Source organism: Rhodoferax ferrireducens (assembly GCF_031458075.1).
GTDB classification, from domain to species: Bacteria; Pseudomonadota; Gammaproteobacteria; order Burkholderiales; family Burkholderiaceae_C; genus Rhodoferax_B; species Rhodoferax_B ferrireducens_A.
This window is the reverse complement of sequence record NZ_JAVDXT010000007.1, coordinates 143948-157105: the sequence shown is the minus strand read 5'-3', so window position 1 is coordinate 157105 and position 13158 is coordinate 143948. Positions and strand designations below refer to the sequence as shown.

At 66.1% G+C, this 13158-nt stretch carries 11 protein-coding genes; 7 read left to right on the top strand and 4 right to left on the bottom strand.

Features of this window, described 5'->3' with window-relative positions:
- Positions 1–3 precede the first annotated feature (3 nt).
- Both J2X19_RS25000 and J2X19_RS24995 read right to left on the bottom strand, forming a co-directional pair.
- Complete coding sequence (locus tag J2X19_RS25000; protein ID WP_405048747.1) at positions 4–1452, bottom strand: MFS transporter; 1449 nt, start codon at positions 1450–1452, stop codon at positions 4–6.
- Positions 1449–1685: a cysteine-rich CWC family protein gene (locus tag J2X19_RS24995; protein WP_310377156.1), complete on the bottom strand. Its 237-nt coding sequence runs from the start codon at positions 1683–1685 to the stop codon at positions 1449–1451. The genes J2X19_RS25000 and J2X19_RS24995 overlap by 4 nt, the downstream gene beginning before the upstream one ends.
- 274 nt (positions 1686–1959) lie before the next feature.
- Between J2X19_RS24995 and J2X19_RS24990 the strand changes: the two genes are divergently transcribed.
- From J2X19_RS24990 to J2X19_RS24975, 4 genes are all read left to right on the top strand, one after another.
- Positions 1960–2673, top strand: coding sequence for a hypothetical protein (locus J2X19_RS24990; protein WP_310377155.1), 714 nt, complete (start codon positions 1960–1962; stop codon positions 2671–2673).
- A gap of 159 nt (positions 2674–2832) precedes the next feature.
- A complete protein-coding gene (locus J2X19_RS24985; RefSeq protein WP_310377154.1) occupies positions 2833–3849 on the top strand; it encodes an iron ABC transporter substrate-binding protein in 1017 nt (338 codons plus the stop codon).
- Positions 3850–3856: 7 nt separating this feature from the next.
- Positions 3857–5452 (top strand): ABC transporter permease, encoded by a 1596-nt coding sequence (locus J2X19_RS24980; RefSeq protein WP_310377153.1) that lies wholly within the window; start codon positions 3857–3859, stop codon positions 5450–5452.
- Positions 5449–6528: an ABC transporter ATP-binding protein gene (locus tag J2X19_RS24975; RefSeq protein ID WP_310377152.1), complete on the top strand. Its 1080-nt coding sequence runs from the start codon at positions 5449–5451 to the stop codon at positions 6526–6528. The genes J2X19_RS24980 and J2X19_RS24975 overlap by 4 nt, the downstream gene beginning before the upstream one ends.
- A 421-nt stretch (positions 6529–6949) precedes the next feature.
- On the opposite strand, the gene J2X19_RS24970 is transcribed toward J2X19_RS24975, so the two are convergent.
- Positions 6950–9127: a malate synthase G gene (locus J2X19_RS24970; RefSeq protein WP_310377151.1), complete on the bottom strand. Its 2178-nt coding sequence runs from the start codon at positions 9125–9127 to the stop codon at positions 6950–6952.
- Positions 9128–9249: 122 nt separating this feature from the next.
- Positions 9250–9972 (bottom strand): IclR family transcriptional regulator, encoded by a 723-nt coding sequence (locus tag J2X19_RS24965; protein ID WP_116608225.1) that lies wholly within the window; start codon positions 9970–9972, stop codon positions 9250–9252.
- Between the two features lie 70 nt (positions 9973–10042).
- Here J2X19_RS24965 and J2X19_RS24960 point away from each other — a divergent pair, with 70 nt between their 5' ends.
- The 3 genes from J2X19_RS24960 to J2X19_RS24950 are packed head-to-tail and all read left to right on the top strand — an operon-like array spanning position 10043 to position 13156.
- On the top strand, positions 10043–10963 hold the full coding sequence (locus J2X19_RS24960; protein WP_310377150.1) for a hydroxymethylglutaryl-CoA lyase: 921 nt from the start codon (positions 10043–10045) through the stop codon (positions 10961–10963).
- A gap of 10 nt (positions 10964–10973) precedes the next feature.
- Positions 10974–12158: a CaiB/BaiF CoA transferase family protein gene (locus J2X19_RS24955; RefSeq protein WP_310377149.1), complete on the top strand. Its 1185-nt coding sequence runs from the start codon at positions 10974–10976 to the stop codon at positions 12156–12158.
- 38 nt (positions 12159–12196) lie between these two features.
- Positions 12197–13156 (top strand): Bug family tripartite tricarboxylate transporter substrate binding protein, encoded by a 960-nt coding sequence (locus J2X19_RS24950; protein WP_310377148.1) that lies wholly within the window; start codon positions 12197–12199, stop codon positions 13154–13156.
- Positions 13157–13158 lie beyond the last annotated feature (2 nt).

Here is a 13158-nt window from a genome sequence, read left to right as displayed (position 1 = left end):
GTTTCAGGCTTTCGGGGTACGCAGCTGCCAGGCGGCGACAAGGGCCAGCGCGCACAACGCCGCCAGCATCAGGAACGACTCATTAAACGCCATCAGCCGCTCCGGGCTGGTAACCGGGTTCGCAAACGAGTCGCCATGCGCGGCCAGCCGCCATTCCAGCACGATACCGCACAGGCTGACGCCGGTGGCGCCGCCCAGCATGCGCAGAAAGTTGATCGCGCTCGAGCCCTGCGGGATCAAAGCCTTGTCCAGCGGCCGCATGGCGCCCAGGTTCAGCGACGGCAGGATGAAACCCAGGCCGATGCGCCCCAGCACCGCCCACAGCACCAGCATCCAGATCGGGCTGCCCAGGGCAATGGTCACCATCAGCGCGAACGAGCTGGCCAACAGCGCCAGGCCTATGCTGACCAGCAGATAGGTCGGCTGCTTGTCGGCCAGCCGGCCGACGAAGGCGATGGTGGCCGCCAGCACCAGCCCCGCCGGCAGCAGGATGGCGCCCACGTAAGACGCCGATAGGCCCAGCCCCACCTGCATGTACACCGGCAGCAGATAGGTGGAGCCAAACAGCGCGGTGCCGTAGATCACCGCCACGATGCTGCCCATGGCGAATGGCCGGTAGCCGAACAACGCCAGGTCCATCAGCGGCGCCCCGCCCCGGGCGGCCAGGCGCCGCTGCCAGGCGATGAAGCCCACCACCGCCAGCAGCGCGCCCAGCAATAGCAGGCCGGCCACCGACAGCGTGCCGCTGCGCAGCTGCACCATGCCGTTGAGCAGGCACAGCGTGCCGACCGCAGCCAGCAGCAGGCCGCGCCAGTCCAGCGAAGCACCGCTGCTGGCCAGCGCGCCACCGGGCGCGGTGGTGGGTACGAACTTGCGCGCCATCCACAGAGACACCAGGCAGAACGGCACCACCATGAAGAAGATCGAGCGCCAGCCGAACAGATCGACCAGGATGCCGCCGATGCTGGGGCCTATGGCCGGCGCCAGCACCACGCCCATGCCGAACAGGCCGCTGGCGCGCCCCTGCTCGTGCGGCTCGAAGGCGCGCAGGATGATGATGGCCGGTATCGGCTGCACCACGCCGGCCGCCAGCCCTTCGGCCACGCGGGCCGCCAGCACCAGGCCGTAGTCGCCGGCCAGGCCGCCGGCGATGCCACCGACCAGCAGCAGCCACATGGCGCCGGCGTAGGTGCGCCGGTAGCCGTAGCGGGCTAGCAGCCAGGGCGTGGTCAGCATGGACACCGTCATGGCCACCATGAAGCCGGAAGTGACCCACTGCGCGCGCGACGGCCCGAGGGTGAAGTGGTGGCTCATGTCCGGCACCGCCACGTTGACGATGGTGGACGACATGATGGACGCCATGGTGCCGATCATCACCGCCAGCAATAGCAGCCAGCGGTAACGCTCGCCGTAGCGGGCTTTCAGATCGGCGGTAGGGATGTGCGGGCTCAAGATGCGGAAGGTGGTTGGCGGCGGCTGCTGGCGGGCAATGCGGCGCAGCGCGGGCACAGGCAGGCCCGGTCCAGCGCTGCCGGGTCGATCTGCGCCAGTGTCTCTGGGGCGATGGGCTGCTGCAGGCACCAGCAGGGCGCGGGTGGCAGATTGGTGCTGCGCGCCAGCTCCATGGCGCACTGGTTGGGCTGGCCGCACAGCGGGCAATAGCGGGGATCGACGGCGGGGGACATGGGCGTGGGGCGGATGGCAGCAGGCATCAGCTACCCAATTTATAGGAAACCAGGCATTTAAGCATGGCATATGTGCAGTAGTTGCTACATATTGAATAGTATTTGGCTATGCTTTTGTATACCTTCTGAACGGGTGAAAGTGCTGTTCGGTATGTGCTATTAGGTCCGTCTTTCTCATAAAATCAAATGCATCAAATAACAATACGCAGACCGGATACGGCCCCGATCCACGGCTTGGCGGGGGCTGCCGGATCTTCGCGTTTGGAGACAAATCATGGACATGCGGGTCGGTAGCGGGCGCCACAAGCTCGTTGGGTGCCTCACTCTGCTCGTCGGCTGGGGCTTGACCGCCGCCGCCTGGGCCGTACCCATAGCCGACCAGCCCGCTTCCGTTTTCCAGTCTCAGCCTGTTGCCGAGGCGCCAACCGTCGATGTCGGCGCCTTGGCGGTGGCCGATGCGCCGGCCAAAGCCACTGCGGCCAAGTCGGCCGAGGCCCCGGCCCGTAGCGGCAGCCCCGAGCTGCCCATGCCCCGAGCCGAGCCGGCCAGCACCTCTGGTCTTGCCGAGCCTGAGTCACTGCGCTCGAGCCTGAAAGATCTGGCCAACTCCAGCGGTGTGGTGGACGCCTTGCACACCCTGAATTCCGAACTGAATAGCAATGCTTCGGGTTCCTTGGCCGATGCACAGGAGGGCGGAGCGGAGATGGCCCGCCGCGCCGAGGCGCAGTCCGGCAGTGAGCCGCGCATGGGGGTGCGGGCCGCGCCCTTGACGGCAGAGCAGCGCAAGCTCGAAGAGGCGCAGGCTTCGTTCCTGTTTTCCGCCCTGGTGCGCGAGGTCACGCCCTGGCTGATTGCGGCGGCGTTGATGTACATCGTGATCTACGGTGCCCGCGTGATGCTGGCCTATTCCCGTATGAAGGCCGCCCGCAAACGCAAGCGCCGCCAGTCCAAGTCCGGTGCCCGCACGCGCAGCGCCCGGGTAGATTGATGTAAAGATCGACAAACCCTGTGGCCTCTCAGTACCTCGCCTCCGGCAGGCGCGGGGAGCGCAGTACAATTCAGATGCAAGTAGTTCTTATTTGCAGCCCTGGCGCCCATTCCGTCTGCGTTTTGGCGCCTGCGTCCACCCTCCATCTGAAGTGTTTTCATGAAAATATCTCTTCCGTTCCTGGCCCGCGCCGTCGCGTTGGCCGCTAGCATGCTGGCCGCTCCTCTGGTGGTGCTGGCACAAGGTTCTGACAGCCTGGTGGTGTACAACGCGCAGCACGTCAGCCTGACCCAGGCCTGGGCCGATGGCTTCACCAAGGAAACCGGCATCAAGGTCACCATGCGCAACGGTGGCGACAGCGAGCTCGGCAACCAGCTGGTGCAAGAAGGCGCGGCCTCACCGGCCGACGTGTTTCTGACCGAAAACTCGCCCGCCATGGCCTTGGTGGACGCGGCCGGTCTGTTCGCGCCGCTGGACGCAGCCACGCTGGCCCAGGTGCCGGCCAACTTCCGTCCATCGCATGGCCGCTGGATCGGTGTGGCGGCCCGCACCACCGTGTTTGTCTACAACAAGAGCAAGCTGACGGCAGAGCAGTTGCCCAAGTCCATGCTGGACCTGGCCAACCCCAGCTGGAAGGGCCGTTGGGCGGCGTCCCCCTCGGGCGCCGACTTCCAGGCCATCGTCAGTGCGCTGCTGGAACTGAAGGGCGAGACCGTCACTGCCGGCTGGCTCAAGGCCATGAAGGAAAACGCCACGCCCTACAAGGGCAATAGCACGGTGATGAAGGCGGTCAACGCCGGCCAGATCGACGGCGGCGTGATCTACCACTACTACCATTTCGGCGACCAGGCCAAGACCGGTGAGAACAGCAAGAACACCGGCCTGTACTACTTCCGCAACGAAGATCCGGGCGCTTTCGTCAGCATCTCCGGCGGTGGCGTGCTGGCCACCAGCAAGCATGCAGCCCAGGCCCAGGCCTTCGTCAAATGGGTGGCAGGCAAGGGCGGCCAAGAGATTCTGAAGACCGGCGACTCGTATGAATACGCCGTGGGCGTGGGCGCGCAGTCCCATCCCAAGCTGGTGCCGCTGGCCGAGCTGCAAGCGCCCAAGGTCGATCCATCCAAGCTGAACAGCAAAAAGGTGTCGGACCTGATGACACAGGCCGGCCTGCTGTAAACCTCCGGTGTCAGTCGTTCCTTCGGCCCTCCCCCGTGCATCTGCCTCCCTAGGTGCGCCGCTGCATGGCCTGCGCCGCCGTGGCCCCAGGGGCTTTTCCTGGGTCGGGTCGGCGGCGGTGCTGGTGTCCTTGTTTGCGCTGCTGCCGCTGGGCTTTGTGGTCTGGGTGGCCTGGCAGACCGGCTGGGATGTGGCGGCGCCCCTGGTATTCCGCCCGCGGGTCGGCGAATTGTTGGTCAACACCGCCCTGCTGGTGGTCATTACCGTGCCCTTGTGCGCGGTGCTGGCCTTGGCACTGGCCTGGCTGACCGAACGCAGCGATCTGCCTGGCGCCCGCACCTGGTCCTGGCTGGCCGTGGCGCCGTTGGCAGTGCCGGCTTTCGTCCACAGCTATGCCTGGATGACGGTGGCGCCCAGCCTGCACGGCCTGCTGGGCGGCGTGCTGGTGTCGGTGATTGCTTATTTCCCGTTCATGTACTTGCCTTTGTCGGCCGCGCTGCGCCGGCTCGACCCGGGCATGGAAGATGCCGCTGCCTCGCTGGGCCTCGGCCCCTGGGGCGTGTTCTTCCGGGTGGTGCTGCCGCAGCTGCGGCTGGCCCTGTGCGGCGGTGCGCTGCTGGTCGGCCTGCACCTGCTGGCCGAGTACGGTCTGTTCGTGATGATCCGGTTCGACACCTTCACCACCGCCATCGTTGACCAGTTCCAGTCCACCTACAACGGGCCGGCGGCCAATATGCTGGCCGGCGTGCTGGTGGTCTGCTGCTTTGTGCTGCTGGGGCTGGAGTCGGGCGTGCGCGGTAGCGAGCGCTATGCGCGCGTCGGCACCGGCGCGGCCCGCATGCCACTGCGCAGCCGTTTGGGCCGTTACACCGTGCTGGCCTGGCTGCTGCCGTTTGCCACCACCGTGCTGGCCTTGGGCGTACCGTTTTTCACCCTGGGCCGCTGGCTGATTGCCGGCGGCAGCGCCGTCTGGCAGCTGGATGCCATGGGCGCGGCCCTGGGCCAGACCCTGCTGCTGGCGCTGGTGGGCGGGCTGCTGACCACGCTGGTCTCCGTCCCCATGGCCTGGCTGTCGATCCGCGCGCCGGGCAAGCTGCAGCGCGTGCTGGAGGCCTGCAACTACATGGTCGGCTCTCTGCCGGGCGTGGTGGTGGCGCTGGCGCTGGTCACCATCACCGTGCGGGTGGCGCTGCCGCTGTACCAGACTGCTGCGACGATCTTGCTGGCCTATATGCTGATGTTTTTGCCACGGGCGCTGGTCAGCCTGCGCGCCGGCATCGCCCAGGCGCCTATCGAGCTGGAATACGCGGCCCGCAGTCTGGGCCGTTCGCCCGCGCAGGCGCTGTGGTCGGTGACGATGCGGCTGGCCGCCCCGGGCGCGGCGGCCGGCATGGCCCTGGTGTCGCTGGGCATTACCAATGAATTGACGGCCACCTTGCTGCTGGCACCCACCGGCACGCAAACCCTGGCCACCGCCTTCTGGGCCTTCAGCAGCGAGATCGACTACGCGGCGGCTGCGCCCTATGCGCTGACCATGGTGCTGCTGTCCATGCCGCTGACCTGGCTTTTATACGTGCAATCGAAACGGACCGCTGGACGATGAGTTTTCTTGAATTACACGCGGTGCGCAAAAGCTACGGCCCCATGCTAGCCCTGGCCGGGGTGGACCTGCATGTGCCTGCCGGCAGCCGCACCGCCATCGTCGGGCCGTCTGGCTCGGGCAAGACCACGCTGCTGCGCATCATTGCCGGCTTCGAGGCGCCCGATGTCGGCCGCGTCACCCTGGGCGGCCAGGTGCTGGCGAATGGCCCGGACTCCATTCCCGCCCACCGGCGCGGCATCGGCTTTGTGCCGCAGGAGGGCGCGCTGTTTCCGCATCTCAGCGTGGCCGACAACGTCGGCTTTGGCCTGGCCCGCAACGACCCGAAACGCAGCCAGCGCATCCATGAGCTGATGCAGATGGTGGCGCTCGACCCCGCCATGCTGACGCGCCGCCCGCACGAGCTGTCGGGCGGCCAGCAGCAGCGCGTGGCCCTGGCCCGGGCCCTGGCCCAAAGCCCGCGCCTGATGCTGCTGGACGAGCCGTTTTCGGCTCTCGACACCGGCCTGCGCGCCAGCACCCGCAAGGCCGTGGCCCAGCTGCTGGGCGCGGCCGGCATCACCACCATCCTGGTCACCCACGACCAGGCCGAAGCCCTGTCGTTCGCCGACCAGGTGGCCGTGATGCGTGCTGGCCAGTTGGCCCAGGTCGGCCCGCCGCACGCGCTGTACCTGCGCCCGAGCGACCCGGCCACGGCGCAATTTTTGGGCGAAACCATCGTGTTGCCGGCCCAGCTGGCCCAGGGCTGGGCGACCTGCGCGCTGGGCGTGGTGGCGGCTGACGACGCGCAGCGCCGCGGTGCGGCGCAGATCATGCTGCGCCCCGAGCAGTTGCAGCTGACCCAGGTGCCGGCCGAGCCGCTGGACCTGGATGCCGAGGCCAGCTACGGCGTGGTGGAAGACATCGACTTTGGCGGTGCGCTGTGCGGTCTGACGGTGCGCCTGCTGGGCGAGGCCCAGGCGGGTACGGCGCCCCTGCTGGTGCGCACCCCGGCCATCCACATCCCGCCGCTGGGCGCGACCGTGCAGATTACCGTGATGGGCCAGGCCCATGTTTTTGTGGAATCCGTCACGGTTTGAGGCCTGGCGGCTGCGCAGCCGGTAAAAAACTTGTAAAAAGATTGTCAACCGCGGGGGGCGGCGGTTCGTTGTAGATGCACAAGGAGATTCCCCATGAGCACCACGCAACGTACCACCGAATACAACTGGCCTTCCGACGACCGCGATCGTCGCCGCATGCCAGCCCGTTGATTCCCAACGGGGTATTTCCCGCCAGCCCGGCAAACCCGGCGCGGTGAGACCCCGGTATAACGGCAGCCCAGGCTGCCGTTTTGCATTTATGGCATGAAATATGCCTTTTGCGCAGATACAGTCTGCGCAGGCAGCTACTATTTAAATAGCAAAAACAAATGGCACCCGCAGGTGCCATTTTTACGCATGAAATCAGGTTTCTGCGCTTATTTTATAAGCGCAGGTAGCTACTGATTCCATAGCGATCCACTCAGGCCGTACCTGCTTTCACCTTCAGGCGCCAGGCGTGCAGCAGCGGCTCGGTATAGCCGCTGGGCTGCTCCAGGCCCTTGAACACCAGATCGCAGGCCGCCTTGTAGGCCGCCGAGTTGCCGAAATTCCCTGCCATGTTCGTATACAAGGAATCACCCGCATTCTGTCCGTCCACGACCGCGGCCATGCGCTCGAAGGTTTCGGTGATCTGCGCCTTGGTGACCACGCCGTGCAGCAACCAGTTCGCCATGTGCTGGCTGCTGATGCGCAGGGTGGCGCGGTCTTCCATCAGGCCGACATTGTGGATGTCGGGCACCTTGGAGCAGCCCACGCCCTGGTCGACCCAGCGCACCACATAGCCCAGAATGCCCTGGGCGTTGTTGTCCAGCTCCTGCTGCTTCTCGGCGGCGCTCCAGTGCGGAGCGGCGCTGACGGGGATGGTCAGCAGGCCGTTCAGCAGGGTTTCGCGTTCGGCGTTGGCGTCGATCTTTTCCAGCTGGATCTGGATGTCCGACACCTTGACCTGGTGGTAGTGCAGGGCGTGCAGGGTGGCACCGGTGGGGCTGGGCACCCAGGCGGTATTGGCGCCGGCCTTGGGGTGGGCAATTTTTTGCTCCAGCATGGCGGCCATCAGGTCGGGCATGGCCCACATGCCTTTGCCGATCTGGGCCTTGCCGCGCAGGCCGCAGCTGAGGCCGACCAGCACATTGTTTTTCTCGTAGGCCTGGATCCACGCGCTGGTTTTCATGTCGCCCTTGCGCACCATGGGGCCGGCGTGCATGGCGGTGTGCATTTCATCCCCGGTACGGTCCAGGAAGCCGGTGTTGATGAAGGCTACGCGCGCGCTGGCGGCGGCGATGCAGGCTTTCAGGTTCACGCTGGTGCGGCGCTCTTCGTCCATGATGCCCAGCTTGACGGTGTTTTCCGGCAGGCCCAGCACGGCTTCGACGCGGCCAAACAGCTCGCAGGCAAAGGCCACTTCGGCCGGGCCGTGCATCTTGGGTTTGACGATGTAGACCGAGCCGGTGCGCGAATTGCCCTTGCGTTTTAAATCGTGCATGGCGATGGTCACGGTGACCATGGCGTCCAGAATGCCTTCGGGGATTTCCTGGCCATTGCCGTACAGAACCGCAGGATTGGCCATCAGATGGCCGACGTTGCGTACAAACATCAGCGAACGGCCATGCAGCGTCACTTCGCCTCCCGCCGCGCCGGTGTATTTACGGTCCGGGTTCAGGCGGCGCGTGAAGCTGGAGTTGCCTTTGTGCACTTCCTCGGTCAGCGTGCCGAGCTGGATGCCGAGCCAGTTGCTATACGCCAGCACCTTGTCTTCGGCATCGACCACGGCGACCGAGTCTTCCAGGTCGAGGATGGTGGACAGCGCGGCCTCCAGCACCACGTCGCTGATGCCGGCGGCGTCGGTTTTGCCGATGGTCGTGCTGCGGTCGATCTGGATGTCGATGTGCAGGCCGTTGTGCTGCAGCAGGATGGAACTGGGAGCTGCGGCGTCGCCCTGGTAGCCGATGAAGGCCTCGGGGTGCGCGAGGTGGGTGCTGCTGTTGTGCAGGGTGACCACCAGTTGGCCATGCTTGACGCTGTAGCCGGTGGCCTCCTTGTGCGAGCCATTGGCCAGCGGCGCGGCCTGGTCCAGCACCTGGCGGGCGAAGGCGATGACCTTGGCGCCGCGCACCGGGTTGTAGCCCTTGCCTTTTTCGGCACCGCCGGCCTCAGAAATCGCATCCGTGCCGTACAGCGCGTCGTACAGGCTGCCCCAGCGCGCATTGGCGGCGTTCAGCGCGTAGCGCGCATTCAGCACCGGCACCACCAGCTGCGGGCCGGCTTGCAGGGCCAGTTCGGCATCGACATTGCTGGTGGTGGCCGTTACCTGGGCGGGCATGGGCACCAGGTAGCCGATGGATTCCAGGAAAGCCCGGTAGGCCGGCATATCGGTGATCGGGCCGGGGTGGGCTTTGTGCCAGGTATCCAGCTCAATTTGCAGGCGATCGCGCTCGGCTAGCAGGGCGATGTTCTTCGGCGCCAGGTCGGCCACGATGGCATCGAAACCGGCCCAGAACTTGGCGCTGTCCACGCCCGTGCCGGGCAGCACTTTTTCTTCGATGAAGCGTTCCAGAACGGTGGCTACCTGGAGCTGGTGGCGTGTCGTGCGTGCGGTCATGGTGTGCGCCTTTGCGATGGAGATGGGGGTAATTAAAGCAAACGATAGGCCTACTGTATTCGAACCTTTAAGGCGCATTAACTGGATTAAATTGTATTTATATGTGACTTAAATGGATGGAATCAGACTTGGCCGCCCAGGCTGCGTGCAGCCTCCAGCACATGGACCACATAGCGCTCGTCGTAGCGGTGCGCGGGCATGGTCAGGGTGACGGCGGCGGCAATGGCGCCCGCGCTGTCAAACACTGGCGCCGAGATGCCGGCCACCTCGGCGAGCCGGTCGCCCACGGCGGTGTAGTAGCCCTGGGCCCGGATCTGGGCGTACAAGGCCCGGTCCTGTGCGGCTTGCTTGCTGTCGCTGCCGAAGGCGGTCAGCACCCGGCCGCCGGTGCCGTGCTCCAGCGGCAGCACGTCGCCGGCCTTGATGTGGTCGCGGATCGGGTGCGGCGAATCGACCCGGTAGCGGCACAAGCGTACATCGCCCTGGCGCACATGGTAGGCCGCGCTCTCGCCGGTGGCGGCGACCAGTTGGCGCAGCACCGGCAGCACGACACGGTCGAGCGAAAACGCCGCCTGGTAGACGCTGTGCAGGCGTGCGACCTCGGCGCCCAGCGCGTAGCGGCCATCGTCCAGGCGCTGCACCAGGTGCGCATGCTCCAGCGAGGCCAGCAGGCGCAGCACCGTGCTTTTGTACAAGCGCGTGCGCTCGGCCAGCTCGGCCAGGCCCAGCGCCAGGTCGCCGCTGCGGAAGGACGACAGCAGGGTCAGCGCGCGGTCTACCGCGGCAGCGCCTCCGGGGGCGGCATGGCTATCGGCCAGGGATTCGGTTTGGGCTTTGCGTGGCATGGGTTGACAGCACAGCGGGAAGCTGTGATTATTTCAATAGAAAGAATATTGTTCTATCTTACAGAATATTATGAAAAATACCAATCCCTCCGTTCTGGTCAGCGAAGTCGGCCCGCGCGACGGCCTGCAGTCGGTGAAAGCCACCATGTCCACCGCCCACAAGCTGCGCTGGATCGACGCCTTGCATGCCAGCGGCCTGCGCGAGATCGAGGTCGGCTCCTTCGTGCCGCCCAAGCTGCTGCCGCAAATGGCCGATGTGGCCGATGTCGTGCGCCATGCGCTGGCCTTGCCCGGCTGGACCGTGATGGCCCTGGTGCCGAATGCACGCGGCGCCGAGGCCGCGCTACAGGCCGGCGTGCACAAGCTGACGATTCCGGTGTCCGCCAGCGCCGCCCATTCGCTGGCCAATGTGCGCAAGACCCGCGAGGAGATGCTGGCCGAGGTGGCGCGCATCGTCGCCCTGCGCAATGCGACCGCGCCGCAGGTGCCGATTGAGGTCGGCATGTCCACCGCCTTCGGCTGCACCCTGCAGGGCCGGGTCGCCGATGAGGACGTGGTCTGGCTGGCCGCCGAGCTGGTGCGCGCCGGGGTGGACGAGGTGGGTTTGTCCGACACCACCGGCATGGCCAATCCCGGCCAGGTGCGGCGCCTGTTTAACTTGGTGCGCGCCGAGATCGGCGACAAGACCGGCGCCGCCCATATGCACAACACCCGCGGCCTGGGCCTGGCGAACTGCCTGGCGGCTTATGACGTAGGCGTGCGTACTTTTGATGCCTCGCTGGGCGGACTCGGCGGCTGCCCGTATGCGCCTGGCGCCTCGGGCAATGTGGTGAGCGAAGACCTGGTGTTCATGTTCGAAGCCATGGGCATAGACACCGGCATCGATATCGAAAAACTCATGGCCGCCCGCGCACCGCTGCAGGCCGGCTTGCCGGGCGAACCTATCTACGGCATGACGCCCGAAGCCGGCTTACCTAAAAATTTTGTCTAAGGATTCCAGAATGTCTGAACCCAACACCCTCCCGTATGCCGGCATCCGCGTCGTCGAATTCACCCACATGGTGATGGGCCCGTCCTGCGGCATGCTCCTGGCCGACCTGGGCGCCGAGGTGATCAAGGTCGAGCCCATAGGCCATGGCCGCGAGGGCGATGCCACGCGCAAGCTGATGGGCTCGGGGGCGGGCTTCTTCCCTATGTTCAACCGCAACAAGAAAAGCCTGGCACTCGATCTGCAAACGCCGGCTGGCAAAGAGGCCGCGCTGCGGCTGATCGCCACCGCCGACATCGTCAGCGAGAACTTCAAACCCGGCACCATGGCCAAGCTGGGCCTGGACTATGCGAGCCTGAAGACGCTGAACCCGCGCCTGATCTACATCAGCCACAAGGGCTTTTTGCCCGGCCCCTACGACCACCGCACCGCGCTGGACGAGGTGGTGCAGATGATGGGCGGCCTGGCCTATATGACGGGCCGGCCCGGCGACCCGCTGCGCGCCGGCACCAGCGTCAACGACATCATGGGCGGCATGTTCGGCGCGATCGGCGCCATGGCGGCGCTGGCCCAGCGCGAGAAGACCGGCCTTGGCCAGGAGGTGCAAAGCGCCTTGTTCGAGAACAACGTATTCCTCGTGGCCCAGCACATGATGCAGTTCGCCGTCACCGGCAAGCCGGCCGCGCCCATGCCGGCGCGCATCTCGGCCTGGGCGATTTACGACGTGTTCCAGGTGAAGGACGGCGAGCAGATCTTCCTGGCCGTGGTCAGCGACTCGGCCTGGGCCACCTTTTGCACCGCCTTCGGCTTTGCCGACCTGCAGGCCGATACCCGCCTGGCCAGCAACAACGACCGGGTCCATGCGCGAGACTGGATGCTGCCGCTGCTGCGCGAGCGCCTGGCGGCTTTCAGCGCCGCCGAAATCTCGGCCGTGTTCGAAAAGCATGCGCTGCCCTTCGCCCCCATCACCCGCCCGCACGACCTGCTGGACGACCCGCACCTGAACGCCACCGGCGGCCTGGCGCCCATCACCCTGCCCGACGGCCGCAGCACCAAGGTGGTGTTGCTGCCGCTGACGCTCGACGGCCAGCGCCCCGGCATCCGCCTGAATCCGCCGCGCCTGGGCGAGCACAGCGCCGAGCTGCTGCGCGAGCTGGGCTATGGCGACGCCGAAATTGCCGCGCTGACTGCCCCCTGAAGACCCTCCCGGAGATCCGAAAAATGTACCTAAAAACTATGAAATTGATAGCTGCCTGCGCAGCTTCTGTATGCGCTAGCGCCGCATTGGCCCAAACATCCGGCTGGCCCGACAAGCCAGTGCGTATCGTCGTGCCGTATGCGCCCGGCGGTACCACCGACTACGCGGCCCGGCAGATCGCCCAGAAGCTGACCGAGCAGACCGGTAAGTCCTTTTTCGTCGAAAACAAGACCGGCGCCAGCGGCACCATCGGCACGAATGCCGTGGCCAAGGCCGCGCCCGACGGCGCTACCTTTCTGACCAACGACACCACCTACGCCATGCTGCCCAGCCTGTTCGCCAAGCTGCCCTGGGACCATGCGAACGACCTGGTGCCGGTGACCACCATCGCCCAGACCCCGGTGGTGCTGGTGGTGCCCGCCGCCTCGCCGTACAAGACCTTGCCCGAGCTGCTGGCCTTTGCGCAGAAGAACCCTGGCAAGCTCAACTTCGGCTCGGCCGGCAACGGCAGCTCCACCCATCTGGCGGCCGAGCTGTTCAAGAAGGAGGGCAAGCTGTTCATCACCCACATCCCCTACAAGGGCGCGGGCGAGGCCATGCTGGGCGTGATGTCGGGGCAGGTGGACATCCTGATCACCGCCAGCCCCACGGCGATCCCGGTGGTCAAGGGCGGCAAGGTGCGGGCCCTGGCGGTGACCGGAGACAAGCGCCTGGCTTCACTGGCCGAGGTGCCGACCTTCAAGGAAGCCGGCCTGCCCAGCTACGCCGTGACCAACTGGTTTGGCCTGGCCGCACCCAAGGGCACGCCACCCGAGATCGTCGCCAAGCTGCAGGCCGAGGTGAAAAAGGCCCTGGCCGACCCCGGCTTCCAGGAGCGGCTGGCCCAGCAGGGCGCCGCGCCCGGCGGCATGTCCAGTGCCGACTTCGGCCAGTTCGTCAAGCAGCAGACCCAGAGCTGGGGTGCCGTTGCCAAGGCGGCTGGCGTGAAGCCGGAGTAAGC

Coding starts and splice junctions, on each gene's coding strand:
- J2X19_RS24985 (WP_310377154.1), top strand. CDS start 2,833: ATGAAAATATCTCTTCCGTTCCTGGCCCGCGCCGTCGCGTTGGCCGCT.
- J2X19_RS24960 (WP_310377150.1), top strand. CDS start 10,043: ATGAAAAATACCAATCCCTCCGTTCTGGTCAGCGAAGTCGGCCCGCGC.
- J2X19_RS24965 (WP_116608225.1), bottom strand. CDS start 9,972: ATGCCACGCAAAGCCCAAACCGAATCCCTGGCCGATAGCCATGCCGCC.
- J2X19_RS24990 (WP_310377155.1), top strand. CDS start 1,960: ATGGACATGCGGGTCGGTAGCGGGCGCCACAAGCTCGTTGGGTGCCTC.
- J2X19_RS24950 (WP_310377148.1), top strand. CDS start 12,197: ATGAAATTGATAGCTGCCTGCGCAGCTTCTGTATGCGCTAGCGCCGCA.
- J2X19_RS24975 (WP_310377152.1), top strand. CDS start 5,449: ATGAGTTTTCTTGAATTACACGCGGTGCGCAAAAGCTACGGCCCCATG.
- J2X19_RS24970 (WP_310377151.1), bottom strand. CDS start 9,127: ATGACCGCACGCACGACACGCCACCAGCTCCAGGTAGCCACCGTTCTG.
- J2X19_RS24955 (WP_310377149.1), top strand. CDS start 10,974: ATGTCTGAACCCAACACCCTCCCGTATGCCGGCATCCGCGTCGTCGAA.
- J2X19_RS24995 (WP_310377156.1), bottom strand. CDS start 1,685: ATGTCCCCCGCCGTCGATCCCCGCTATTGCCCGCTGTGCGGCCAGCCC.